We start from the raw sequence: 25,819 nt of genomic DNA, 5'->3' as shown, positions 1-25,819 counted from the left end.
GCAGGAGGACCGTGCGACCGCACGTGGTCGCGCATCGCTGCTGGGCTCGGCTTCCGACTCTAGGTGCCGGCCTCTTCCGCCGGTCTCGCGTCCCCCGAAGAGTGAGTTCGGGTGGCTCGACCCGCGAAGAGGCAACCCGAACTCACTCTTCGGGGAGGTTCGGGGAAGTACGGGAGGTTCGGGGGAGGTCCCCGGTAGCGGCGAAGCATGCAGAATGCCCCGCCTCGAGAGAGGCGGGGCATTCGAACGTCTAGGTGTGAAGCGGCTCAGGCACCCTTCGGCTGCCGAGCCTGATACTCGTCTTCGTCCTCGTCGTCGGACTCATAGCCCTCGGGCTCGTAGTCGGCCCAAGCTGCGTACTGGTCCTCTTCGGAGGAGTGGCTACCGAGCTCGCGCTCCAAGGCCGCGTAGTTCACTTCCGGGCTGTAGGACTTCAGCTCGCGGGCGATCTTGGTGTGCTTTGCCTTCTGACGGCCACGCCCCATGCGAGACCCCCTTACGATGACGGGCCGGGTCGTGGGTGTCGTCACCCGGCGCAAACAGAGATGAAATCTAGCGGGTAGTTTAGCATGAGGCGCTCTGCTCGCCTTTGCCCCGCACGCCCCTTCATTTTCCTGGATGCCCCGTGCCACAGTTGCCCACCCAGACCCAGGTGGTCGTCATCGGGGCCGGTCAGGCGGGGCTTTCGGTGGCCTACTTCCTGAAGCGCTTCCAGCTCGAACCGGGTGTCGACTTCGTCGTTCTCGACCGCGGCCCGGGCACGGGTGGCGCGTGGCAGCACCGATGGAGCGCGCTCACCCTGGGCAGCGCCCACCGCGTCGCCGACCTGCCCGGCATGAGCGAGCTCGGCCTGTCGTTCGAGACCGCCGACCACCACCGGCCCGCCAAAGAGGTCGTGGCCGACTACTACCGGCAGTACGAAGAGCACTACGGATTCCACGTCTTCCGCCCTGTCGAGGTGATGAGCGTCTTCAACCGCGGCGCCGACCTGGTCGTCAACGCACGCGTGCCAGACGAGCACGACCCCGACTACCGCGAAGAGATCGTCACGCGACTGCTCGTCAATGCGAGCGGGACGTGGCGCACCCCGTTCGTGCCGTATGTGCCGGGCATCCGCGAGTTCGAGGGCACCCAGATTGCGACCAACGGCTATGTGTCGGCCGAGCAGTTCCGCGACCAGTCCGTCGTCGTCGTGGGCGGGGGCACGAGCGCGATCGGGTTCCTGCTCGAGCTCGAGGGGGTGGCGGCCGAGCTCAACTGGGCGACGCGGCGGCCGGTCGTGTTCAGCGAGGACGAGAAGCTCAGCATGGAAGGCGGCGTGCGCGCCGTCGCCGAGCAGGACGCCGCGGCGCGCGCCGGCAGGCCGCTGCCGAGCATCGTGCACGGCACGGGGGTCGCGAAGACGCGGCGCATCGCCGCGGGCATCGAGCGCGGACTGCTCGTCGAGCGCCCCATGTTCACGCGCGTCGAGCACAACGGTGTGTGCTGGCCCGACGGCTCGTTCACGCATGCCGATGCGATCATCTGGGCGACCGGATTCCGGCCCGAGCTGCGGCACCTCGCCCCGCTGCGGCTGCACAACATCGGCGGGGGCGTCACGGTCGAGAACGGCGCCGTCGTCGCCGACCCGCGGATATTCCTCGCCGGCTATGGGCCGCAGGCGTCCACGATCGGGGCGAGCCGCGCCGGCCGCGCGGTCGCCAGGCAGGTCGTCGCGGCGCTCGGCTGAGCAGGCTCAGCCGGTGGCCGGTGCGGATGCCGCTGCGGCGCTCGCCGGCGAGCAGCCGGGGCGGCAGATCAGTGCGCGCAGACGCCCCGTCAAGGCGAGCTCGCCCGCCCCGAACGGGACGAGCACGCAGCTGCCGCGCCGCACGGCCAGCGGGCCCAGTTCGCCCTGGCCAGCCGTGACGATGACGACGGCGTAGCCGTGAACCGTGGCACCTTCTCCATCCGACTCGACCAGTTCGGCGTGGAACAGGGGGTCGGCGGAGGCAGGGAACGCGCTCCCCTGCGACGGGCGCCCCTTCAGGCGATCGAGCGCGGTGGCGTCATAGCCGCCGAGCTCGAGCCCGGAGAGCGCGGCCGCGAGATCGAGCCCGAGCCAGGCGGTGTGCTCATCGAGTCCGAACGAACGGTACTCGAGCAGGATGGAGACATCGACGGGTTCCTGAAGCTCGACCAGGGTGATGCCCGGGCCGATCGCGTGCGGAATGCCGGCCGGTACGAGCAGTGTGTCGCCCCGCCGGAGCGGAACGCGATTCAGCGCGCCGGTCAGCTCGTCGAGCCGCTGCTCCGCCACCCAGCCGGTGAGCTGCTCGAGCGTCATGTCGCGGGCGAAGCCCAGGAGCGCATAGCCGTCATCCGGGGCGTCGAGAACCACCCAGGCTTCGGTCTTGCCGCGCGATCGGCCGAGTCGGGCGCGGGCAAATTCTGCATCGGGGTGGTAGTGGACGAACAGGCGCTCGCCAGTGTGCAGCAGCTTCACGAGCAGTTGCGGGTCGGCGCCCCACTGCGCCACGTGGTCGGGGCCGAGCCACGACTCGGCGTCGTCGGCGATCGCTTCGCGCAGCGTGCGGCCATCCGGCAGAACGGTGAGCCCGACGCCGCCGCCCGAGAAGACCTCGGTGGTCGAGGCGAGGAAGTCCTCCGGCCGGTACTCGTCGGGGATCGGGAGCCTCCGGAACGCACCGATGCCGCTGCCGCCGCGATAAGGGCGAGCGGCGGGCAGATTGGCCGACAGTTCGATCGGATGTCGGCCTGTGCAGAGTCCCTTCGCCACCATCGTTCCTCCCCTTCGAGTTCGTAGTAGTGGTGACGTTACCACGCCGACCGCGCCGGTCAGGACGCGGTCGTGATCCGCCGGACGGATGCCCGCTCGACCAGTTCGGCGGGGAAGCGGCGCTCGACGCCGTCGCTGTCGGGATCGGTGAAGAGCATGCTCACGGCAGCGGTCGTCATCTGCGCGATCGGCTGGCGCAGGGCCGTGATCGGCGCAGGCGTCCAGCGCAGCCACGGCAGGTCGTCGAAGGCGACCAGCGAGAGCGCCGTCGGCACGTCGATGCCGCGCTCGAGAAGCACATCCATGCAGGTCTCCAGCACGATGTTGTTGCCGGCGATCAGCGCAGTCGGGCCCCAGTCGATAGCCTCCTCCACCGCGGGGCGTGTCCCCTCGTGCAGATAGGACGCTGCCTCGGCGACGAGCAGCTCCGCGCCTGCCTGGCGTGCAGCATTCCTCGCACCGCTCGCACGCTCCGCTCCCGTCGTGATCCGCTCCGGGCCGCCCACGAGAGCGATCCTGCGGTGGCCATGCTCGGTGAGGTGTGTCACAGCGCGCCACGCCGCCCCTGCGTTGTCCAGGAGCACCCGCCTGATGTCGCTGCCGGGCACGCTGCGGTCGAGCTGGACGATGGGCAACCCGTGTTGCGCGAGCCGCTGGAGGTGATCGCCGTTGTGCTCGGTGGGGGTGATGAGCAGGGCATCCGCCCGCATCGCCTGTATCGCCTGCAGGATGTCCCGCTCGCGCTGCGCGTCCTCGTTGCTGGATGCGATGGTGAGGTTGAGGCCGTGCGCGCCGAGGCCCTTCTCGGCGGCTTTCGCCACCGCGGAGTAGAAGCTGTTCTGGATGTCCGAGATGACAAGGGCAACAGTGCCGGTGCGGCTGTTTCGCAGCCCGCGGGCGACGGCGTTCGGCACATAGCCCAGCTCGTCCGCGGCCTGCGTGACGGCGTCGCGTGCGGAGGCGGAGGCGGGCCCGCGGCCGGAGAGGACACGCGAGGCCGTCATCACCGATACGCCCGAGCGGCGGGCGACGTCCGCCAGCGTGGCCATCTCTGCGCCTCTCCCTCACGCGTCCTTGCCCAGCCAACCTAGCGGATTCGCTCGCGCGTTCTGCAGGGTTCTAGGTGGTATCGTTACCATTCGGCGCGTCATTGCAGGATGCGTGCTGGTTCCCCTCGCGGGCACCTCCATGACGACGGCGTGATCGGAGAGCATCGGATGTCAACGCAGACACAACAGAGTGAGGCAGCGGTTCAGCCGGTGTCGAGCACCTACCGCGGCGGAATCGTCGTATGGGCGTCCATCGTGGCGGCCCTGGGCGGCTTGCTGTTCGGATACGACACGGGCATCGTGTCGGCGGCGCTGCTCTACGTCACGCCCGAATACCACCTCAGCGAGTTCGGCCAGCAGGCCTTCGTCGCCGTGCTCCTGGCGGGCGCGGTCGTCGGCGTGATCGGGGGCGGGCCGGTCGTGGACCGGCTGGGCCGACGGCGCACTCTCATCACGGTCGCGGTCATCTATCTGGTCGCCGCCCTCGGCAGCTCGCTGCTCGGATGGCTGCCCCTGATCTATGCCGCGCGCTTCTTCCTCGGGCTGTCGGTGGGGGCGTCATCGCTGGTCGTGCCGATGTACATCGCTGAGATCGCACCGGCCCGTATCCGAGGGCGCCTGGTCTCGTTCAACCAGCTGTTCGTCGCCCTCGGAATCTTCGTCTCCTACCTCGTCGGCTACGCGTTCGCCCCGATGCACGGGTGGCGCTGGATGATCGGCCTCGCCGCCGTGCCCGCGGCGATCATGCTCGTCGGCCTGCTGCCGCTGCCCGAGAGCCCGCGCTGGCTCGCGGCGACGCAGCGCGTCGACGCGGCGCGAACGGTGCTCGGCCGCATCCGTCGCACAGAGGTCGAGGCGGACACCGAGACGAACGAGATCTCGCTCTCGCTCCGGCAGGAGAAGGCCGTGCGCTTCCGCGACCTCTTCGCCTCGCGCGGCGTGCGCCGCGGGATCGTCATCGGCGTCGTGGTCGCTGCGACCAACCAGCTCGCCGGCGTCAACGCGATCCTGTACTACGCCCCGACCATGCTCAAGCAGGCCGGCTTCGGAGACTCGTCCGCCATCCTGTCATCGGTCGGCATCGGCGGTGCCTTCCTCCTGTTCACGCTCATCGGCCTGCTGCTGGTGGACGTGCTGGGCCGGCGTCCGCTGCTCATCGGCGGCACCATCATCGTGGCCGTCGCCCTCAGCGCGATCGGCGCGCTGTATCTCGTTCCGCAGTCCACGACGACGGGCGGCCTTCTCGTGGTCGGCCTCATCGTCTACGAGGGTGTTTTCGCGGCGAGCCTCGGAATCGCCATCTGGCTCGTCAACAGCGAGGTGCTGCCGAACCGGGTGCGCGGCAAGGCCCAGTCGTTCGGCACCGTCACGCACTGGGGGCTAGACCTCGTCATCTCGCTCGTCGTCCTGACCGTGATTTCCTCGTTGAGCGCGACCGGGCTGTTCTGGGCGTTCGCCGTCTTCGCGATCGCCGGGGCGATCGTGATGTGGCGGATCCTGCCCGAGACGAAGGGCCGCACTCTCGAGGAGATAGAGACGAGCCTGGAGCACGGCGCCCGCTAGGCCGGCTCCGGCCGTGACACCTCGCGCGCGCTGCTTCTCGTTCCCGACGCGCTTCGCGGTGCGGTGACCTGTCACCGCACCGCGTAGGCGATCGCGATCGCCGCCGCCGCCGACCAGGCCTGGGGGCGGCAGGCGGCGGGGTAAGGGATCGGGCTCTCGGTGCCGTGGAACGGGTCCCCGGAGTGCAGCTCGGGCATCCGGTACCCCAATCGCACTGCTGCGCTGATCAGCCCGTCGGCCAGCTCGCGCGCCTCGTCGACGAAACCCTCGCGCGCGAGCCCCAGCACGGCGACCGCGGTGTCGTGCGCCCACACCGAACCGCCGTGGTAGCTCAGCGGCCAGTACCCGGCGTCGGCCGTCGACATCGTGCGCAGCCCGAAGCCCGAGCTCAGCTCGGGCGAGAGCAGTCGCCGCGCGATCAGCGCGGCCTGCTCGCGTGAGACGATGCCCGTGCCGAGCAGGTGCCCCATGTTGCTCGCGACCGAGTCGACGCGCGCGCCGTGGGCGTCGAGCGCGATCGCCGGGTAGTCGCCGCCCGGCGACGAGACCCAGAACGAGGCGTTGAACCGCTCGCGCAGCTCCGCCGCCCACGCGCGCCACTGCTGCGCGCCTTGCTCGCCGAACGCGTCGAGCAGCTCGGCGCCGGCGAGCGCCGCGGCGTAGGCATACCCCTGCACCTCGCACAGCGCGATGGGGCCCTCAGCGAGCCTTCCGTCGTGCCACTGGATGGAGTCGTCGGAATCCTTCCAGCCCTGGTTCGAGAGGCCGCGCCCCGACTCGTCGATGTAGCGCAGGAACCCGTCGTCGCCCATGCCGAAGTCGCGCATCCAGTCGAGCGCCGCGCGCAGGCTCGGCAGCAGTGCGCGCACCTCGGTCTCGTCCGCGCCCGCCTGCCACGCGTCGCGCAGCAGGGTGATCCACAGCGGGGTCGCGTCGATGGTGCCGTAGTAGAGCGGCGGCAGCATGATGTTCTGCTGCGGCAGCTCGAGCGTGACGGGCCGCAGCTCGTGCATGATCTTGCCCGGCTGCTCGGCGTTGTGCGGGTCGACCTTCGTGCCCTGCAACTGGGCGAGAGCGCGCAGGGTCGACAGCGCGAGGCCGGGGTCGAGTGGCAGCAGGAACCGTGCCGCGATTAGCGAGTCCCGCCCGAACAGCGTGAAGAACCACGGCGCGCCGGCCGCGAGGAACGGCTCGCGCTGGTCGCGCAGCGTGACGCGCAGGGCACGCAGATCGGTGAGCGCGCGCTCGACCCAGCGCCGCAGGCGCAGGTCGAAGAAGGGCACGGATTCCGCGCTCCAGTCGGGCTCGTCGATGGCGGATTCCACGACCGCGCGCTCGTCGTCGAGCTCGGCCCACCAGCCGATCGCGGGCGCGCCGTTCGGCGGAACCTCCACCTGCCAGCGGAACTCGAAGCGGTCGCCGCGCCGCGTCACGGTCGCCCCGGGTGCCACGACGCGCAGCTTCACGCCGTCCTCGCTCCAGCGGGCGTCAGCACCGCCGTCGAACTGCACCACCGCGTCGGGGGCGGCGTCTTCGCGCGTGAATCCGTCTTTCACGAGATGGATGGGCGAGAAGTCCGCATGCAGCGTGAGCACCGCCGTGATCGTGTGCGCGTGGGCGAGCCCCGAGTTGAACACGATCGTCTCCGCGAGGCGCCCCGCGTCGACCTCGCGGGTGCGCTCGATGCGGAACCGGGGGTCGGCGCGCTCGCCGGGCAGGCCGCGCAAGAGCATCGTGAACGTCGTGCGCGAGGCGCTGTCCTCGAGGGCCCGCAGCTGCTCGAGCTCATGGCCCTCGACGCCGAAGCCGAGGCGGTCGATCACCCGCGTGTTCGAGTGGTACAGGCCGTGCACGGGAAGGCCGCCCATGTCGCCGCGGTCGTCGGACCAGGCCTGCGTCGGCGCCTTCAGCACGACGAGGGCGTTGTGCAGCAGGGGCTGCGGCCGCCCGACCCGATGCTCGGCAGACACTGTCATTCCTTCACGGCTCCTTCGCTCTGGTTCATGATGCGTCGCTGGAAGACGAAGAACATCGCCGCGACCGGAAGGGTCATGATCAGCGCGGCGGCCAGCTTCAGGGGGTACTGGGTGCCCGAGCCGAGCGACCCGCTCGCGAGCGTCGCGACGCCCTTCGTGAGCGGGGTCAGCGCGGGGTTCTGCGCCGCGACGATGAAGTGCGCGAGCTCGTTCCACGACCCTTGGAACGACAGGATGATGATCGTGATGAGCGCCGGCTGCGCCATCGGCAGCACGACCGACCAGAACAGCCGCAGCGTGCCCGCGCCGTCGATGCGCGCGGCCTCTTCGACCGCGACCGGGATCGACTCGAAGAACCCCTTCATGATGAAGACCCCCGCGGCATCCGCCATCAAGGGCACGATCATGCCCACATACGAGTCGTAGATGCTCAGCGTGTTCAGCACGAGGAACTTGGGGATGAGCAGCACGACGTTCGGCACCGCCATGACGGCGACCAAGCCGGCGAAGATCACGTTGCGACCGCGGAAGTGCAGGCGCGCGAGCGCGTAGCCCGCGAGCGAGTCGAACAGCACGCGCCCCAGCGTCACGAACACGGTGATGATCACCGAGTTCATGAACCACAGCGGGAAGTCGGAGTTCGTGAACAGCTTGTCGATGGCGGCCAGGCTGAACGGGTTCGGAACGAGCGAGATCGGGTTGGAGGCCGCATCGGGGTCGGTCTTGAAAGCGGTCGCGATCTGGATCAGGAACGGCAGGATGTAGACGACCGCGAGCACCGTGAGCACGGCGTAGAGCAGCGACTGCGCCGCCACGCGGCCCGTCGTCCAGCGGTGCGGCTTCATCGCTCGGCCTCCCCGGCGGGCAGACCGGCGACCTTCACGGGCGGCGGGTTGAGCCGCCGCCGCTTCGACACCGCGCGCTCGCGCAGCACCCAGCGCTGGATGAGCGTGAACACGATGATGATGACGAACAGGATGAACGCGATCGCCGCGCCCTGCCCCCAGTCCTGGTTGATGAGGGATGCCTGATACGAGAGGAACGCGGGCGTGAGCGTCGTCCCGTCCGGCCCGCCGTCGGTGGCGACATAGACCTGGTCGAACACCTGCCAGCAACCGATCAGCCCCAGCGTGATCACGGTGAAGAGCGTCGGGCGCAGCTGCGGCAGCGTGATGCGCGTGAACCGCTCCCACGAGGTCGCGCCGTCGACCATCGCGGCCTCCTGCAGGTCGCCGGACAGGTTCTGCAGGGCGGCGAGGAAGAGCAGCATGAAGGTGCCGCTCGTCGTGAAGACCGCGAGCAGGATGAGCGCGCTCATCGCCCAGGACGGGCCGGCCAGCCAGTCCCACCAGCTCACGCCGAGGAATCCGTGACTCACGAGCGCGCCCGGCCCGCTCGTCACCCCGAACGCGCCCAGGATCGCGTGCAGCACGCCCTGCGGGTCGTTGAACCAGTTGGGCCCGTGCACGCCGAGCCACGAGAGCACCTTGTTGATCGCGCCGGTCGTGTTGAAGAGGAACAGCCACAGCACGGTGATCGCGACCGAGCTCGTGACCGACGGGAAGTAGAAGGCGGTGCGGAAGAAGCCGCGCCCCTTCAGTCGCTGATTGTTGACGAGGGATGCCAGCACCAGCGCGACGACCGTCTGAATCGGCACCACGAGCACGACGTACCAGAGGTTGTTGCGCAGGGACTGCCCGAAGTTCTGCTCGGCGAGGCCGCCGCCGCTCGTGATCGCCTCGTAGTTCTTGAGCCCCACGAAGTTCACGCCGGCCGAGAACGGGCTGCCCCGGCCGCCCCAATCCGAGAAGCTCACCCAGAGCGCCATCAGGATCGGGATGACCAGGAACAGCCCGAGCAGCACCAGCACCGGGGCCGTGAACAGCCAGCTGGAGGCCGTCTCACCCTTGCGGATCGAGCCGCGCCGCACGCCGTCGGTGCGCCGCGTCGCCACGGTCGTCATTCGCTCGGCCCTACTTCAGCAGCGCCTGCAGGTTGCTCTGCGCCGAGTCGAGGATCGTCTTGGGATCGGTCGTCTTGAGCTGAGCGATCTTGCCGTCGAGGTCGGTGATGACCGGCGCGACGTTCTTGAGCGTCGGCACGCCCTCTGCGTAATCGGTCGCATCGAGGAAGGGCGTGTACTCCGGGAACTCCTGCTTCCAGTCCGAGGCGGCCGACTGGATCGACGGCATCACACCGAACGCCTTGGAGAACTGCAGCTGGTCCTCTTTCGAGGTGAGCTGCTCGACGAGCTTCAGCGCCGCCTTCTGGTTCGGACTGTCGGCCGCGATGCCCCAGCAGTTGGTGAACTGCAGGGTTCCCTTGCCCTTGGGGCCCTCGGGCAGCGGCACCACCTTGTAGTGCACGTTCGGGTAGTCGGACTGCATCGAGCCCGAGATCCAGTTGCCCTCGATCGTCATGGCGCCGAGGCCCTTGCCGAAGGCCTCGCCGCCCCAGCCGGCGCCCACGTCGGCGGCGAACTTCATCGAGCCCGCCTTGAGCAGCGACTGGGCGTAGCTGAGCGCCTTGACGTTGGCGGCGCTGTCGGCGGTGACCTTGGTGTTGTCGGCGTTCGTGAGGTTGCCGCCGGCCTGAACCATGAACGCGCCGAGACGCTCGTACTGCCCCGACACCACGAGGCCCGTGGTGCCGCCCGAGGTGAGCTTCTTCGCGACCGTGGCGAGGTCGTCCCACGTCTTCGGGTAGTCGGCGTCGGTGAGCCCGGCGGCCTTCCACTTGTCGGTGTTGATGATCAGCTGCAGCGTCGAGACGTCCTTCGGGGCGCAGTAGAACTTGCCGTCGTAGGTGAAGTTCTTCACGAGCGAGGGGTAGAAGTCGTTCTTGAGGTCGCTCGGCAGCTGGTCGCCGTAGGCGAGTAGCGAGCCGTTCGCCGCGTAGCCGGGAAGCGAGCCGGTGGAGAGGTAGAAGACGTCAGCCGGCTTCTTCGCCGCGAACCCCTGGGCGAGCTGCTGGTCGAGGTTGTTCGCCGGGATGACGGTGGCCTTGGTGCCCGAGCTCGACGACCAGGACGCGACGGCGGACTTGACCGCATTCGTCTCTGCGTCGCCGCTCGAGCCGATGAGCACGGTGAGGGGGTCGTTCGACGAGGTCAGCTTGCTGGTCGAGCCGCTTCCCCCGTTGCCGGTGTCGTTGCTGCTTCCGAACCCTGAGCCGCAACCGGCGAGGGCGAGTGCCGCCGAGGCGGCGACGGCGCCCATGAGCACGGTGCGCGTGAGCGATCTGGACATGTGAGGACTCCTTGATGACATCCGCGTCGATGTATTGGATCGTTCAAAATCGGCGGCATTGCGTCATTTGATCGATCAAATAGGGTAGGACAAGACTCACGCGCACGGATGCCGCTGTCAACCCCCGCCCGGGATGCTTCGCCCAGCGGTCCGCCCATCGGCCCGGCGCGAGGACGGAGGAGCGCATGCCGAGGCCGTTGCCCACGGTCAGCGATGTCGCCCGCGCGGCAGGCGTCTCGCGCCAGACCGTCTCGAACGTGCTGAACTCGCCCGAGATCGTGCGCGAAGAGACCCGCACCCGCGTCGCGGCAGCCATCGCGGAGCTGGGCTATCGGCCGCACGCCTCGGCCCGTCGGCTGCGCACGCGACGCGCCTCGACGATCGCCGTGCGGCTCGACCCCTTCGCCGGGGGCATCTCGGGCGCCGTGCTCGACCGCTTCCTGCACGCCCTGACCGAGCGCGCGGAGGCGCGAGGCCTCAGCGTCATGCTGTACACCGCGAAGGATGCCGCGGACGAGATCCGCCAGTTCCAGCGCCTCGTCGACGGCGCCGCGGTCGACGCGTTCGTGCTCGCCTCGACCTACGACGGTGACCCGCGCACCGAGTGGCTCATCGAGCACGGCCAGCCGTTCGTCACCTTCGGGCGGCCGTGGGGCATCGCCGACCTCGACGACCCGCTGCACTTCTGGGTCGACGTCGACGGCCGCGCCGGCGTCGCCGAGGCGGTGCGGCGGCTGCGCGGTTCCGGGGCGCGCACGATCGGATTTCTCGGCTGGCCGGCCGGGTCGGGAACCGGCGACGAGCGCCGTGCGGGCTGGGCCGCAGGCGTCGCGGAAGGCGACCGCGAGGGCGGCGTCGTCACCGAAGGGCCGCGGGCCGAGCCGGCGCGGCTGTCGGCCGAGTCCGAGGAATCCGTCGCGGCGGCGCGTGCTGCGACCCGGCGACTGCTGGCTCAGGCATCCGATCTCGATGCGCTCGTCGCCGTCAGCGACACGCTCGCGCTCGGCGCCCTCATCGAGACCGGCGGCAGTCTGCCGGTCGTGGGGTTCGACAACACGCCCGTCGCCGAGGCCATCGGCTTCTCGAGCATCGATCAGCGGGTGGACGAGGTCGCCGCGGCCGCCCTCGAACTGCTCGAGCTGGTCGGCCGCAGCGAGGCGGGCGACCCCCGCAGCCATCGGCTCATCACTCCCGAGGTGATCATGCGCCCCCCGGGGCCGGCCCTCGGCCTCGTCGGCTGAGGTCGGTGGCCGCGCGGGTGTGGTCGCCGCGCCCCGCGGCGAGACGACTCATCGTGCGGGAATCGCGCGGCATTCCGGCGTCAGGGGTCGTTTCGCGGGGCTGCCCTGCGGCGAGACGACCCCTCGCGCCGGAAACCCTCAGCGCTTCGGTGCTGTGGCGGCGTGCTCGCGCTCGTCGGCGGCTGCCGCCTCGGCCTTGCCGCGCACTTCGGCATTCGCAGCGGCGATCGCCTCGGCGGCGGCCGCGGCACGGGCGGCCGGGGTGCTGTGCCCCGCGCGCCGGGCGGGCATGGGGCGCGGCGGTTCGCCGCGGCGGTCCTGACCGGGCAGGGGGCGCGAGCGGCGGCCGTAGATGAGCTCGGAGGAATCGAGCAGCCACGGCACCAGCGCGATCACGACACCGTGCACGAGCATCAGCTCGCGGCTGATGCGGCGGGCGCGGTGGTTGTGCAGGATCTGCTCCCACCAGTGACCCACGATGTACTGCGGCAGGTAGACCGTGACGACCTCTGAGCCGCAGAACTCGCGGCGCTTCTTGATGTACTTCGCGAGGGGCAGCGCGTAGTCGCGGTACGGCGAGTCGATCAGCGTCAGGGGGACATGGATGTTCATGTCCTTCCACTGCTGCTTGAGCCGCTCGGTCGACTCGGCGTCGACGACGATGTGCACGGCCTCGATGGAGTCGTGCTTCGCCGCGATCGCGTAGTCGAGAGCCTTGAGCGCGGGCTTCTGCATCTTGCCGACGAGCACGATGGCGTGGTCGCCGGTCGATCCGAACTTGTCGCCGGGGTCGACCGCGACCTCGAGCTCGACGTCGCGGTAGTAGCGGTTCACGCCGAGCATCAGCAGCCACAGGATCGGCATGATGATGAAGACGACCCAGGCGCCGTGCGTGAACTTGGTGATCGTCACGACGATGAGCACGGATGCCGTGAGGATCGCGCCGAAGGCGTTGATGCTCAGACTGCGGATGATCGTGCCGCGGTTCATCAGCTCGCCGTCTTCCGTGCGGAACCCGGCCCCATCGCGGCCGTCGCGCAAGAGGCGCAGCCAGTGCCGCACCATGCCCGACTGACCGAGCGTGAACGAGACGAAGACGCCGATGATGTACAGCTGGATCAGGTTCGACAGGTTCGCCTGGTAGATGACCAGCAGTGCGATCGCCGCCAGCGCGAGACCGACCACGCCGTTCGAGAAGACGAGGCGGTCGCCGCGCGTCGACAGCGCCTTCGGCGCGTAGGAGTCCTTCGCGAGCACGTAGGTCAGCAGCGGGAATCCGTTGAACGCCGTGTTCGCGGCGAGCAGCAGGACGATCGCGGTGGCCGCCTGCACCACGAAGAACAGCACGGAGTTGTTGCCGAAGGTCGCCGCGGCGACCTGGGCGACGAGGCTGCGCTGTGGCTCGGTGGCGCACTGGGCCCAGCCGACGAGGTCGCACGGATTCTGCGCGTAGTGCACGTGCGAGATGAGGCCGACGACGACGAGTCCGACGAACAGCGTGACGGCGATGCCGCCGAGCATCAGCAGCGTGGTGCGCGCGTTGCGGATCTTCGGGACCCGGAACGCCTGCACGCCGTTCGCGATCGCCTCGACGCCGGTCAGGGCGGAGGCGCCGCTCGCGAACGCGCGCAGGAGCAGCAGAATCAGCCCGGCCTGCGTGAGCTGCTCGGCGTGCGCCACCGAGTAGCCGGCGGATTCCGCGACGGGGGGATGCCCGAGAGCGGTGCGCACGAGCGCCGTGATGATCATGACGGCGATGCTCGCGGCGAAGACATAGGTCGGGATCGCGAAGGCCTTGCTCGCCTCACGCACTCCCCGCAGGTTGACGACGGCGATGAGCGCGACGAACACGATCGAGAGCTCGACCCGGAACTCGTGCAGCATCGGCAGCGCCGAGATGATGTTGTCGACGCCGGAGGCGACCGACACGGCGACCGTCAGCACGTAGTCCGTGAGCAGCGCCGCGGCGACGATCAGGCCGGCTTTCTCGCCGAGGTTCTTGTGAGCGACCTCGAAGTCGCCGCCGCCCGAGGGGTACGCCCTGATCAGTTGGCGGTACGAGGCGACCACCGTGATGAGCACGATGACGACCGCCGCCGCGATCCAGGGCGAGAAGGCGAGGAAGGACACGCCGCCCGTCAGCAGGATCAGCATGAGCTCCTGCGGGCCATAGGCCACGGAGGACAGCGCGTCGGAAGCGAAGATGGGTAGGGCGAGACGCTTCGGCAGCAGCTGGCCCTCGAGCTTCTCGCTGGCGAGCGGCTCGCCGATCAGCCACCGTTTGGCCGAGAACGACTCGGCGGCTGAGGTCTTAGCCTCGTTTGTCACGAGCGGCAACTTTAGTACCCGCCAAACACCTGTCAAAACCGCATGAAGCCATGTCGGGATACCTCCCAGGGGGTGCTCAGCGGTGTATCACCTCCGCCAGTTCGTTCCCCACTCGGACCAGCTCCATGCGCAGTCGCTCCACCGCGGCATCCGTCAGCTCGTCGCGCGCGGCGGCCGCGCGCAGTTCGTTCCGCAGCCGCTGACGGAAGTCGCTCAGGGCGAGCTCGGCGTCGCGCAGCGCGAAGCGCGAGCGCGCCCGCGCGTCGGCGTCCGGCCCGGCGCTCGTCCCGGCGCCACCGGGCTTCGCGTGCTGCGCCGACTCACGCGCGGCGCTCGCGAGGTCGGCGCGCAGGGACTTGAGCGCCTGGTTCACGCCGTGGCGCACCTCGTCGGCGAGGCGCCGCACCGAGTCGGTGACCTCGGCTTCGATGTCTCGCAGCTCGGCCTCTCTGCGGTCGAGCTCGAGCCTGCCGGCATCCGTGATCTCATAGACGGTCTTGCGGCCCTGCGTCGTCTTCGTGACGAGTCCTTCCTCTTCCAGCTTCGACAGGCGCGGGTAGATGGTGCCCGCGCTCGGGCTGTAGGTGCCGCCGAAGCGCTGCTCGAGTGCCTGGATGAGCTCGTAGCCGTGCTTCGGCGCGTCCTGCAGCAGGCTCAGCAGATACAGGCGCAGGCTGCCGTGGCTGAAGACGGGGGGTGTCATGCTGCCTCGCCGGCGGAGGTGCGGCGCACGACCGAGACGTTGCCGCTGACGGAATTGGCGGTGACGTCGATCCACAGCTGGTCGAGCGGGCCGTCCTGGTAGTCGAAGTTGCGGGCGCTCGCGCCACGGTAGATCGAGCCGGCGACCTGCAGCACGCCCGACACCGTGTTGACGCGGAAGCGGGCGGGGGCGTCATGGTCGAGGCGAAGCGTGAGGTCGCCGCTGACCGTGTTGTGGCGGATGCTGTCGGGCACGCCCAGCACGTCGAGGAACACATTGCCGCTGACGCCGTCCGCGCTCACCCGGCTGAGTGTGCCGCTCATGGTGACGTCGCCGCTGACCGTGTTGGCCTTCGCGGCACCGAGATGGTTCTGCACCGCGAGCTCGCCGCTCACCGCGTTCAGCTCGACGTTGCCGACGAGGGTGTCGGTGGTGAGGTCGCCGTTCACGGTGCTGAGCCGCGCGTCGCTGATGAGGCCCGAGACGAGAGCGTGCCCGCTGACCGTGCCGAGCTTGAGCGCGACGTTGCGCGGCACGAGCACCGAGACGTCGGCGCGCGCCTTGCCCTGCCACGAGCGGAAGACGTCGATGAAGTTGTCCCATCGCAGCTGCGGGTGGTCGATCTCGAGGCGGCCGTTCTCGGCGGTGATCTTGAGGTCTTTGCCGGTGACGCCGCTGACCTCGACCCGGGTGGTCGGCTCGTCGTGGCCGATCACGTCGACCTGGCCGCCGATGAGGCTGATCTTCACCGAGGTGATGCCGTCGATGTCGACGGTCTTGGACTGGCCCGGGTTCACGAGCCACTTCTCTTCGGGCATCCGATTCTCCAAACGCGATATATCTCGACTTCTGTGATGAAAAGCTAACACGATATATCGCGTTTGCGCTCTCGGGGTTTCCCCTGATTTCTCGTCTTCCGCGGCGACGCACCCGCCCGGTGAGTCGTCACGTTTTGGCCGCCAGGCGTGTCTTTGGCCTCGTTTGTGACGACCGGCGCGCGCGACCGCACCGCGGGTCGTCACTTAAGTGGCTTACGGATGTCTTCCACGCCCGTTTGTGACGACGGCACCAGATGGGCGGGGGATGCCGCAGGCCGCCACCCCTTCCGGAAGAGCTGCTCGCCGAGGTCGTCGAGAATCTCCGCCCGCGGCATGCCGGCCATGATGCGGATGTCGTGCCACCCGGCCTTCTGCAACGCGTTGTATCGCCGGCCGTCTCGCGCGAACTGCTCCGGATCGTCGGCGTGGTGTCGGCCTTCGTAGTCCAGCCCCGTCATCGCCCACGGGTAGGCGAGATCGATGATCGCGACGAGCTCGCCGTTCGGTCCATAGACCTCGAAGTTCAGCGCGGGCTCCGGGAAGCCCGCACGGATGATGATCAGCCTCCACTCTGTCTCTTTCGGCGATTCGGCGTTTTCGCGAATGAGTTCGAAGGCCTCACGAAGCTTGAGTGCGCCGGGTTTGCTCCCCCATCTCCGCACAGACTCCGCCAGCCGGTCACGTGTCGCTAGTTTGCGTTGCCGGTAGAAGAGGGCATCGCCGGCCGCGACAAGCTCGTCGACAGACAAGAAAGCCGACAGCTCGCACCACGCGTCAGCCGGTGCCTGCACTCGCCAGCCGGAGCGCTCGATGACGCGCGGGTGGCGGAGCGCATGGCCGACCGTCCCGCGCACTCGAGGCGAGCGCGCGGGCCAGCGGGTGGCTACGTGAACCGGGCCGCCGTAGAGCCGCCAGGGAAGCGGGAGATCCCAACAGACGGCGGCAGACACCGAGCTGAAGAAGTGACCGATCGACAGCAGCGGTCGGTACTCCTCGAGCCGCCGGAACGCGACCTGGCGCGACTTCGCATCGTCGCCCAGCGATGGCAGGGTGCTGCGGGCGCCATGAAAGGGGCGTGAGAGGTCGCCCGCGGCGAGGCGGTCGCGGGTGAGCCCCGCGTCGAGCGCCTCTCGCACCGTGAACGCGCGGTCGGTGAACGGTCCTGGTAGCGGGGTCGCTGGTCGCATGGAAGACCAGCATCGGGACCCGCGCCGTGCCACCTCCCGCGAAGCGGCCGGAATGGGGACAGACACCTGCCTCACGGCGCTGTGCTGGAGAAGTCGCGCGGCGTGTCGGTCCCGTTCAGGCATCCGGTCGTCACGATTGTGCTGATGCGCGGTCCGCAAGCCGACTTTCTGACGACCTGATGCGCGTCACCACCCTGGGTCGTCACAAAGGCTGCCCAAGTCGCGAGAAGCGCCGAGTTCGCGACGACCTGCGCGCGCGGCTGCGGCGATAAGCGCACAGCCGCCCGTGACCGATTGCTGACAGGATGCCCGGCATGCACAACCTCGCCGTATTGAGCATGAAGAACCGCGCGCTCATCGCCCTCATCACGATCTGCGCCGCGATCTTCGGCGGGGTCGCGCTGACGAACCTCAAGCAGGAGCTGATCCCCTCGGTGCAGTTCCCCCAGCTCGCGATCCTGACGACGTACCCCGGCGCGAGCCCCGCCGTGGTCTCGAACGACGTGAGCACCCCCATCGAGACGGCCATCCAGGGTGTTCCCGGCCTCGACCAGACCTCGGCGGTCAGCTCGACGAACCAGTCGCTCATCACGGCCCAGTTCAACTACGGCACCGACCTCGACACCGCCGAGCAGAAGCTCAACCAGGCGATCAACCAGATCTCGTCGACGCTGCCCGACAACGTCACCCCGCAGGTGATCAGCGTCAGCCTGGACGACCTGCCGGTCATCCAGATCGCCGCGACCGGAAGCGACGACACCGCGAAGCTCGGCGACGATCTCACGCGCCTCGTCCTGCCCGACATCAAGAAGGCAGACGGCGTCGGCGACGCCCAGCTCGTGGGGTTGGCCGGCCAGCGCGTGACCATCACGCCCGACTCGGCGAAGCTCGCCGCCGCGGGTCTCAGCACGCAGGCCATCACGACCGCGCTGCAGCAGAACGGCGTGCTCGTCGGCGCGGGCCAGCTCACCGCCGGCTCGCAGACGCTCACGGTGCAGGCCGGCTCGCAGCTCGGCTCGATCGACGACATCAAGAAGCTGCCGCTGATTTCGAGCGGGGGCGCGAGCGGGCAAGGCGGGGCCGGGGATGCCTCGAGCGGCGGCGCGTCGACAGGGGCAGGTGCCGCCGGCGCGGCCGCGGGGGCGGCCGCGGCTCAAGCAACCGGCGCCGCGGGTGCAGCAACCTCGCCCGGGGCGGGCTCCGCCACCGCGGCGCAGCAGCCTGCTCAACCGGCGGCCGCTCCGAAGACGATCGGCGAGGTGGCATCCGTCGTTCTCAACACGGACCCGACGACCACGCTGTCGCGCGTGAACGGAGAGCCCGCGCTCACGATCGCCGTGACCAAGCTGCCCGCGGCGAACACGGTCGAGGTCTCGAACGCGGTGAAGAAGCTGCTGCCGTCGCTCGAGGACCGGCTCGGCGGCGACGTGAAGCTCACGACGGTGTTCGACCAGGCGCCGTTCATCACCCAGTCGATCTCGTCGCTTGCGGAAGAGGGCCTGCTCGGGCTCGGCTTCGCGGTGATCGTGATCCTGGTGTTCCTGCTGTCGGTGCGGTCGACGATCGTGACGGCGATCTCGATTCCGACGAGCGTGCTGATCACGTTCATCGTGATGTGGGCGAGCGACTACACGCTCAACATCATCACGCTGGGGGGACTCACGATCGCGATCGGGCGCGTCGTCGACGACTCGATCGTGGTCATCGAGAACATCAAGCGACATCTGGTGCCCGGGGCGGACCGGGCGGCGACCGTGGTCAGGGCCGTGCGCGAGGTCGCCGGCGCGATCACCGCGTCGACCATCACGACCGTGGCGGTGTTCCTGCCGATCGCGTTCGTCGGCGACGTGACCGGCGAGCTGTTCCGGCCCTTCGCCGTCACGGTCACCATCGCGCTGCTCGCCTCGCTGCTGGTGGCGCTCACGATCGTTCCGGTGCTGGCGTACTGGTTCGTGCGCCCGCCCAGGCTGCGCGAAGGCGCGCGCTCCGCGCTCGACGCCGACATCGAGGCGGGTCGCACCGACGAGCTCGAGCACCCGACCAGGCTGCAGCGGGCGTACCTGCCGATCATCCGCTGGACACTGCGGCACTCGGGCATCACGGTCGTCATCGCCGTGCTCGTGCTCGTGGGAACGGCGGCGCTCGGCCCCCTGCTCACGACGAACTTCCTCGGCGACAGCGGTCAGAACACCCTCACCGTCAACCAGACCCTGCCGCCGGGCGCCAGCCTCGCGGCCAAGAACGACGCGTCGAAGCCCGTCGAGAAGGCGCTGCGCGAGACGAAGGGCGTGACGACGGTGCAGACCTCGGTCGGCGGCAGCGGCAGTGCCATCGCCGATGCCTTTGGGGGCGGCGGCACGGGCACGACCTTCAGCGTGACGACCGACCCCGACGCCGACCAGACCGCGCTGCAGAGCACGATCAGGGCCAAGCTCGAAGGGCTGCACGACGTCGGCACCGTGCAGCTCGCCTCGAGCCAGGGGCTCGGCGGCTCGAGCGACATCGAGATCGACGTCACCGCCCCCGACGACGCGGCGCTGCAGCAGGCATCCGACGCCCTCGTGAAGAGGCTCGAGCGCTACGACTCGCTCACGCAGGTCTCGAGCGGCCTGTCGGCCGAGCTGCCCTACCTCGCCGTCGACGTCGACCGCGCGAAGGCGGCGCAGGCGGGCCTGACCGAAGTGCAGCTCAGCCAGCTCGTGTCGCAGGCGATGCAGCCCACGCAGATCGGCACGATCGCGATCGACGCGACGACGCTCAAGATCTACCTCGACAATGCGGACACCCCGGCGACCGTCGCCGAGCTCAAGGCGCTGCAGGTGCCGACGGCGGCGGGCCCCGTCGCGCTCGACACCCTCGCCGACGTGCACGAGGCCACCGGCCCGACCAAGATCACCACGCAGAAGGGGCTGCGCAGCGCGACGATCACCGCGACGCCCGCGGGGCAGGACCTGACCCAGGCGAACCGCGACGTGAACTCGGCGCTCGCCGCGGTGAAGCTGCCGACGGGTGCGACCGCGACGCTCGGCGGCGTGCAGCAGAGCCAGTCGCAGGCGTTCTCGCAGCTGGGCCTGGCCCTGCTCGCCGCGATCCTGATCGTCTACATCGTGATGGTCGCGACCTTCAAGTCGCTGCGGCAGCCGCTGCTGCTGCTCGTCTCGGTGCCGTTCGCGGCGACCGGCGCGATCATCCTGCAGGTGATCTCGGGCGTACCGCTCGGCGTCGCGTCGCTCATCGGCGTGCTCATGCTGATCGGCATCGTGGTGACGAACGCGATCGTGCTCGTCGATCTCGTCAACCAATATCGAGATCGGGGGATGCCGGTGCCGCAGGCCGTCGCCCACGGGGCTTCGCGTCGACTGCGCCCGATTCTCATGACGGCCCTGGCCACGATCTGCGCGCTGACGCCCATGGCCCTTGGGCTGACGGGCCGCGGGTCGTTCATCTCGCAGCCGCTCGCCATCGTGGTCATCGGCGGCCTCGTGTCGTCGACGGTGCTGACCCTCGTCGTGCTTCCGACGCTGTACAACCTCGTCGAGGGTGCGCGCGAGCGGCGTGCCGAGCGCCGCGCGGGGCGTGCCGAGGCGGCGGCCGGCGCGTAGCGGCGGCAGCCGAGTGGGCTGCCGCGCGCCGGCCGCCGAGCGAGCGAAGCTCACTCGGGAGAGGCACGGGCGACAGCGTCGTGTCTACGAGCCGAGGTGCTCGTGCAGGAACGCGGCGATGTCGGTGCGCATCTTGGGCGTCAGCACCCCGAAGGAGTGATGCGTTCCCGGCGTCGTCTCGACCGTCACCGGAACGCCGACGCGGGTCAGGGCCGCGGCAAGCGCGTCGCCCTGCTCGCGCGGCACGAAGTCGACGGATGCCTGCCCGATGAACGTCGCCGGGTCGTCGGCGCTGACGGCGTTGAGCGGCGAGGCGAGCGGGGCAGACGGGCAGCGGGCGAGTGACGGGCAGCTGAGGAATCCGGTCTCATCGGCCGTGAGCCGCGCGTCCTGGTGTGCGGTCAGCTCCCCGGCGGTCAGGTCCATCGGCCCCGAGAGGTCGACGAGCGCGGCGACGCGGTCGCCGCGGGTGAGCGGGCCGTTGCCGCGCAGTGCGAGCAGCGCGGCGAGGTTGCCGCCGGCCGAGCCGCCGAAGACGCCGATGCGGGTCGGGTCGATCTCGTAGTGCCCCACCGTCGCCGGGCGTCGCATGAAGCGCAGCGCGGCCCGTACGTCCTGAGGCTGCGCGGGGTAGCGAGCCGCCGGCACGAGCCGGTAGTCGATGTTGAACGTCACGAAGCCGGACTGGGCGAGCCACTCGCAGGTGTCCTCGACGGTGGACTTGTCGCCGGAGTGCCACCCGCCGCCGTGGATCAGCAGCACGGCGGGCCGCGGCCGGCCCGTTGCGGTGGGTGCACACACGTCGAGCTGCTGCTCGCGGTCGGCGGTGCCGGCGTAGGGCACATCGGCCGTCACGACGACCCCGGGCGGCGGGCTGGCGTGTGCTGCGGCCGCGGGGGCGGCGTGCGCTCCGGCTGCCGTCGGGGTGGCATTCGTCGCCGAGCACGCGGTCAGCGCGATCGCGGCGACCGTGAGAGAAGTGAGAACGGCGAGTGCACGCCCCCGGTGCCGGAGCCGCTGCCACGCCGGTGAGATGTGCGTGGCCACTGAGGCGTCTCCCGTTGCTGTGTAACGCAGGGATCATAAGCACGATTCGCGCGCTCGGCGCGCCACCCGTTCGGGTGTGAGGATGCCGGCCAGGCGGTCTCACAGGGGGCGTGCCGTAACCTGGTCGAGTCGGCTTTCTGATGTGCCCAGTGAGGGCAACCCAAAGTTTGTATGTCAGAGGCGCCGGTAGGAGCGATCTGTGCTCCCGGACCTCGTCGCAGAGCGGGTTCTGACTTCATACGACATCTTCAGAAAGCAGTGGCTTCTCCATGCCCAAGAACGAGAAGCGCGGCGGCAGCCGTGCGCCCAAGAACTTCGAGCCCAATTCCTCCTATGCGCGCGGCAGCCGGGTGAAGCCGGGGTCGCGCAGCGCGGGTCACCGCGGCTACCGACCGGATTCCTCGGCCGATCTTCCCGAGAAGAAGGCCCGCTGGTCGTCCGAGACGCGCGTCGCGCGCGGCCACTCGGCCGACCGTCGCGAGAACGCGCGCCCCGAGCGCTTCGAGCGCCAGGACCGCTTCGAGCGTGAGCGCCAGCACGAGCGCGGTGAGCGCCGCTTCGAGCGCGGCAACCGCCCCGAGCGCCGGGACCGCGACGAGCGTGCGCCGCGCCGCTTCGACCGTGACGATCGCCCCGCCCGTCGCTTCGACCGTGACGAGCGTGCGCCGCGCCGTTTCGACCGCGATGACCGTGCGCCGCGCCGCTTCGACCGCGATGACCGTGCGCCGCGTCGCTTCGACCGCGATGACCGTGCGCCGCGTCGCTTCGACCGCGATGAGCGCGATCGCTCCGCTGGTCGACTCGCGCGCAGCGCGAATGGAGACCGTTACGACCGCGGTGACCGTCTCCATTCGCCTTCGGCGAGTCGACGTGCGGAAGGTTCGGCGAGTCGACGTGCGGAAGGCCGCGACTTCTACGGCGATACCGCGGCGAAGGCATCCTTCACCCCGCAGGACGACGTCGTGCTCGAGCGACTCACGGCGCAGGCGACCCAGGCAGGCGACGTCGAGGGCGTGACCTTCGCCGATCTCGGCCTCGGCCAGGGCATCGTCCGCGCCCTCGAGGGCATGGGCGCCGAGCGCCCGTTCCCCATCCAGGCGGCGACGATCCCCGACGTGCTCGCGGGCCGCGACGTGCTCGGCCGCGGCCGCACCGGCTCCGGCAAGACGATCGCCTTCGGCGCTCCCGTCGCCGAGAGCCTGATCCGCACCGGCTCTGAGGAGATCCACGCGGGCAAGCGCAGCAAGCGCCAGCAGGGCCGCGCGCCCCGCGCGCTGATCCTCGCCCCGACGCGCGAGCTCGCGCTGCAGATCGACCGCACCGTGCAGCCCATCGCGCGCTCGGTCGGCCTCTTCACCACCCAGATCTACGGCGGCGTGCCGCAGCGCGCGCAGGTCATCGCCCTCGAGCGCGGTGTCGACATCGTGATCGGCACCCCCGGCCGCATTCTCGACCTGGTCGAGCAGGGCCGTCTCGACCTCTCCGAGGTGCGCATCACGGTGCTCGACGAGGCCGACCACATGTGCGACCTCGGCTTCCTCGAGCCGGTGCAGACGATCCTGCGACAGACCGCAGACGGCGGCCAGAAGCTGCTCTTCTCGGCCACGCTCGACACGGGCGTCGCGGCTCTCGTGAACGAGTTCCTGGTCGAGCCGGCCGTGCACGAGGTCGCGGGCGAAGACCAGGCATCCGGCACCATCGATCACCGTGTTCTCGTGATCGATCACCGCGAGAAGCTCGAGGTGATCCGCCAGCTCGCCGACCGCGACGGGAAGACGCTCGTCTTCACGCGCACGCGCAGCTACGCAGAGGACGTCGCGAACGGCCTCGAGGACGAGGGCGTCGCGGCGGTCGCGCTGCACGGCGACCTCAACCAGTCGAAGCGCACGCGCAACCTCGAGAAGCTGACCAAGGGTCGCGTGAACGTGCTGGTGGCGACGGATGTCGCGGCCCGCGGCATCCACGTCGACGACATCGACCTCGTGATCCAGGCGGACGCGCCCGACGAGTACAAGACCTATCTGCACCGCGCGGGCCGCACCGGCCGCGCCGGCAAGACGGGTGTCGTCGTGACGCTGACCTCGCGCGGCCGCACCCGCCGCATCGAGGGGCTGCTCGAGCGCGCCGAGATCGAGGCCGAGTGGGACCAGGTGCGCCCCGGCGACCAGCTGCTCACCGACCTCGCGCTCGGCACCGCCGAGTAGGCATCCGGTTGCGCTGCTCGGATCCGCTCGACGCTGTCCGGATCCGAGCAGCGCGAAGCGGATCCGGACAGCGCAAACGTTGCGTCAGCGCGTGTTGGCGACCAGGTAGCTCGTCTCGACCGCGTTCGCGTCTTCGCCGGGCTGGGCGAGGCGCACTTCGGCCCCCTCGTCGTTGATCACGTGCGTGATGCTGCCGCTGCCGTCGAGGAAGCGGGTCACCATGTCGGTGAACCGCACGCCGCGGGTCACCGGGGCTTGAATGGCGGATGCCTCCACGATGTCGACCCCCTGGTTGAAGTAGGAGTAGACGCCGAGACCGTAGGCCGTGTGCGTGCGCACCCGGTCGCCGACGCGATACGAGGCGTAGCCGTCGCGTGCGGTGTGCCCCGAGCGATCCGTCCAGGCGGCCTGGTTCGGCACGTCGTAGGGCAGCTCGCTCTGGTAGAACACGGTCGTGCCGCGCTCGCCGTTCCACACCACCTGGTTCTTCTGGTAGTGCTCGACGAACAGCCCCGTCGCGGTGACGTCGTCGCCGTTCACGGCGAGCCCCGTGTTCGCGGTGTTCTGCGACCAGCCGACGCCGGCGCCGTGATCGGCGCGCCACGACCAGATGTCGTCGAGGATCACGTGGCTCGAGTTCACCTGGATCGCCGTGTCGACCGAGCCCGGCTCGGCGCCGCCGATGCGCACGAACACGTCAGAGAGCAGAGCGGGGTCGGATGCCTGCGCGGCATGCCCCGCGCCGACGCCGCCGTGCTGCGACCCGATCTGAATGAGCACCGCCGACTTCTTCGCGCCCGCGTCGACCGTGATGCCCGAGACGACGGAGCCCTTCACGTCGGCGGTGGTGAGTGCCGCGTTGCCGCGGGTGGGCACGAGCGTCGGCAGGCCGAGGCCGAGCACCACGGTGTCCGCCCGCTTCACCTCGATCGGCTGCGCATAGCGGTAGACGCCCGGGGTGAGGATGAGGCTCTTGCCCTGCGCGAGCGCGGCGTTGATCTTCTGCACCGAGTCTGCGGGCGTGGCGATGAAGACGTCCTTCATCGACAGGGAGCGGCCGGCCGAGGCATCCGTCGACCAGTTCACCCCGCTCGTGTCGGTGCGTGCCTTCGGAACGAACACGCGGTACTGCCCGCCCGAGTAATAGAGGAACGGCGCGTCGCGCGTGACCGGGGTGGTCGCGAGCGTCGTCATCGGCGGGGTCGGGAAGGACTGCGCGGGGACTCCGGTGACGCCCGAGAACACCATGTTCCACACGCTGCCGTTCCATGAGCCGATCGACGAGTCGCGGGTGTACCACTGCTGCTGCGAGCCCGAGATCACCTGGCCCGAGACCTTCGAGTTCGCGAGGTAGCCGCCGCTCGAGTAGCCGCCGAAGCGGGGGAAGAGCGAGAGGTTGCCCGTCACGTCGACGCGGCGCAGGGGCGCGGCCTGCGAGACGGCCCAGGTCAGCTGGCCCGCGTCGGCGTCGCCCTCGGTGAAGACGCCCGGCACGACGCCGGGGAACTCGCCGTCGACATACGTGTTGGCGGCGATGTCGGCCTCTGTCGCCTTCTGGATCGGGTTGATCTTGACGTTCGACAGCGAGCGCCAGAAGTTGGTGAGCGCTGTCTCGCCACCCGCCCACGGCATCGCCTGGTGGTTCGCCTGGCCGTCAGAGTGGATCGCGCCGTTGATCGTGACGTCGTCGGGGGAAGCCCCGAGTCCCGCCACCTGCTCGTAGTAGCCCACCGCGCCGTTCACGAGGTCGGCGGTCGGCTGCGTCGAGCCGTCGGTGCCGCTCGCCGAGCCGTAGGTGCCCGGCAGGAAGAGCACGGCATGGCGGTTCGTCGAGAACTCGCTCTCGCCGCCCGCCGCCGCGAGCGCCTTGTTGATGTCGGCGACCGACCAGCTCGGGTCGACGATCGTGACGTTCGGGCCGAAGTCGGGCGTGCCGGGCTTCGGGTGGTGAAGAGGGGACGCCTGTGCGGCCGATGCCGCGAAGCCGACGCCCGTGACGGCCAGCAGTGCAGCCGCCATGAAGGCGGACCTTCTGATGCGCGTGCGCGCGCCTGTGTTCACGCTGTTCTCCTTT

Annotated in this window: 18 protein-coding genes; 5 read left to right on the top strand and 13 right to left on the bottom strand. The window is 69.7% G+C overall.

The features are described from left to right. Positions 1-266 precede the first annotated feature (266 nt). Positions 267-485 carry a DUF3073 domain-containing protein gene (locus ABD716_RS11550; RefSeq protein ID WP_344776972.1) on the bottom strand — a complete coding sequence of 73 codons (219 nt, stop codon included), beginning with the start codon at positions 483-485 and terminating at the stop codon, positions 267-269. A gap of 140 nt (positions 486-625) precedes the next feature. Between ABD716_RS11550 and ABD716_RS11545 the strand changes: the two genes are divergently transcribed. Continuing rightward, on the top strand, positions 626-1,729 hold the full coding sequence (locus ABD716_RS11545; RefSeq protein ID WP_344776970.1) for an FAD-dependent oxidoreductase: 1,104 nt from the start codon (positions 626-628) through the stop codon (positions 1,727-1,729). Positions 1,730-1,735: 6 nt separating this feature from the next. Here ABD716_RS11545 and ABD716_RS11540 read toward each other — a convergent pair whose 3' ends face one another. Together ABD716_RS11540 and ABD716_RS11535 are read right to left on the bottom strand one after the other, a co-directional pair. Then, a complete protein-coding gene (locus ABD716_RS11540; RefSeq protein ID WP_344776968.1) occupies positions 1,736-2,779 on the bottom strand; it encodes a class I mannose-6-phosphate isomerase in 1,044 nt (347 codons plus the stop codon). 59 nt (positions 2,780-2,838) lie between these two features. After that, entirely contained in the window at positions 2,839-3,828 is a 990-nt protein-coding gene (locus tag ABD716_RS11535; protein ID WP_344776966.1) for a LacI family DNA-binding transcriptional regulator, read from the bottom strand. A gap of 108 nt (positions 3,829-3,936) precedes the next feature. Here ABD716_RS11535 and ABD716_RS11530 point away from each other — a divergent pair, with 108 nt between their 5' ends. Then, the gene (locus ABD716_RS11530) at positions 3,937-5,391 is read left to right on the top strand and encodes a sugar porter family MFS transporter (RefSeq protein WP_344776964.1); all 1,455 of its coding nucleotides are present in this window, start codon (positions 3,937-3,939) and stop codon (positions 5,389-5,391) included. Positions 5,392-5,462: 71 nt separating this feature from the next. Here ABD716_RS11530 and ABD716_RS11525 read toward each other — a convergent pair whose 3' ends face one another. From ABD716_RS11525 to ABD716_RS11510, 4 genes are read right to left on the bottom strand one after another with little or no spacing between them, the layout of a single operon-like run. Beyond that, positions 5,463-7,367 carry a glycogen debranching N-terminal domain-containing protein gene (locus ABD716_RS11525; RefSeq protein ID WP_344776962.1) on the bottom strand — a complete coding sequence of 635 codons (1,905 nt, stop codon included), beginning with the start codon at positions 7,365-7,367 and terminating at the stop codon, positions 5,463-5,465. Continuing rightward, the gene (locus ABD716_RS11520) at positions 7,364-8,212 is read right to left on the bottom strand and encodes a carbohydrate ABC transporter permease (protein WP_344776960.1); all 849 of its coding nucleotides are present in this window, start codon (positions 8,210-8,212) and stop codon (positions 7,364-7,366) included. Before ABD716_RS11520 ends, ABD716_RS11525 begins: the two co-directional genes overlap by 4 nt. Beyond that, the gene (locus ABD716_RS11515) at positions 8,209-9,330 is read right to left on the bottom strand and encodes a carbohydrate ABC transporter permease (RefSeq protein ID WP_344776958.1); all 1,122 of its coding nucleotides are present in this window, start codon (positions 9,328-9,330) and stop codon (positions 8,209-8,211) included. Before ABD716_RS11515 ends, ABD716_RS11520 begins: the two co-directional genes overlap by 4 nt. A 10-nt stretch (positions 9,331-9,340) precedes the next feature. Next, positions 9,341-10,615 (bottom strand): extracellular solute-binding protein, encoded by a 1,275-nt coding sequence (locus ABD716_RS11510; RefSeq protein WP_344776956.1) that lies wholly within the window; start codon positions 10,613-10,615, stop codon positions 9,341-9,343. Positions 10,616-10,800: 185 nt separating this feature from the next. Here ABD716_RS11510 and ABD716_RS11505 point away from each other — a divergent pair, with 185 nt between their 5' ends. Continuing rightward, the gene (locus tag ABD716_RS11505) at positions 10,801-11,856 is read left to right on the top strand and encodes a LacI family DNA-binding transcriptional regulator (protein ID WP_344776954.1); all 1,056 of its coding nucleotides are present in this window, start codon (positions 10,801-10,803) and stop codon (positions 11,854-11,856) included. 138 nt (positions 11,857-11,994) lie between these two features. Here the strand turns inward: ABD716_RS11505 and ABD716_RS11500 are convergent, their stop codons facing one another. From ABD716_RS11500 to ABD716_RS11485, 4 genes are all read right to left on the bottom strand, one after another. Next, complete coding sequence (locus tag ABD716_RS11500; RefSeq protein ID WP_425553450.1) at positions 11,995-14,130, bottom strand: APC family permease; 2,136 nt, start codon at positions 14,128-14,130, stop codon at positions 11,995-11,997. Positions 14,131-14,260: 130 nt separating this feature from the next. Next, positions 14,261-14,887 (bottom strand): PadR family transcriptional regulator, encoded by a 627-nt coding sequence (locus tag ABD716_RS11495; RefSeq protein ID WP_344776950.1) that lies wholly within the window; start codon positions 14,885-14,887, stop codon positions 14,261-14,263. Beyond that, positions 14,884-15,705, bottom strand: coding sequence for a DUF4097 family beta strand repeat-containing protein (locus ABD716_RS11490; protein WP_344776948.1), 822 nt, complete (start codon positions 15,703-15,705; stop codon positions 14,884-14,886). The genes ABD716_RS11495 and ABD716_RS11490 overlap by 4 nt, the downstream gene beginning before the upstream one ends. 200 nt (positions 15,706-15,905) lie before the next feature. Continuing rightward, positions 15,906-16,892, bottom strand: a complete 987-nt coding sequence (locus ABD716_RS11485) for a hypothetical protein (protein WP_344776946.1) — start codon at positions 16,890-16,892, stop codon at positions 15,906-15,908. A gap of 314 nt (positions 16,893-17,206) precedes the next feature. Between ABD716_RS11485 and ABD716_RS11480 the strand changes: the two genes are divergently transcribed. Further along, positions 17,207-20,494, top strand: coding sequence for an efflux RND transporter permease subunit (locus tag ABD716_RS11480; RefSeq protein ID WP_344776944.1), 3,288 nt, complete (start codon positions 17,207-17,209; stop codon positions 20,492-20,494). A gap of 84 nt (positions 20,495-20,578) precedes the next feature. Here the strand turns inward: ABD716_RS11480 and ABD716_RS11475 are convergent, their stop codons facing one another. Next, positions 20,579-21,541 (bottom strand): alpha/beta hydrolase, encoded by a 963-nt coding sequence (locus tag ABD716_RS11475; protein ID WP_344776942.1) that lies wholly within the window; start codon positions 21,539-21,541, stop codon positions 20,579-20,581. A gap of 269 nt (positions 21,542-21,810) precedes the next feature. Between ABD716_RS11475 and ABD716_RS11470 the strand changes: the two genes are divergently transcribed. Then, positions 21,811-23,745, top strand: a complete 1,935-nt coding sequence (locus tag ABD716_RS11470; RefSeq protein WP_344776940.1) for a DEAD/DEAH box helicase — start codon at positions 21,811-21,813, stop codon at positions 23,743-23,745. Positions 23,746-23,829: 84 nt separating this feature from the next. On the opposite strand, the gene ABD716_RS11465 is transcribed toward ABD716_RS11470, so the two are convergent. Beyond that, a complete protein-coding gene (locus ABD716_RS11465) occupies positions 23,830-25,806 on the bottom strand; it encodes an adenylyl cyclase (RefSeq protein WP_344776938.1) in 1,977 nt (658 codons plus the stop codon). Positions 25,807-25,819: the final 13 nt, after the last annotated feature.

The sequence above is a fragment of the Gryllotalpicola kribbensis genome (assembly GCF_039538245.1).
Lineage (GTDB): Bacteria > Actinomycetota > Actinomycetes > Actinomycetales > Microbacteriaceae > Gryllotalpicola > Gryllotalpicola kribbensis.
This window is presented reverse-complemented; position numbering and strand designations above follow the sequence as displayed.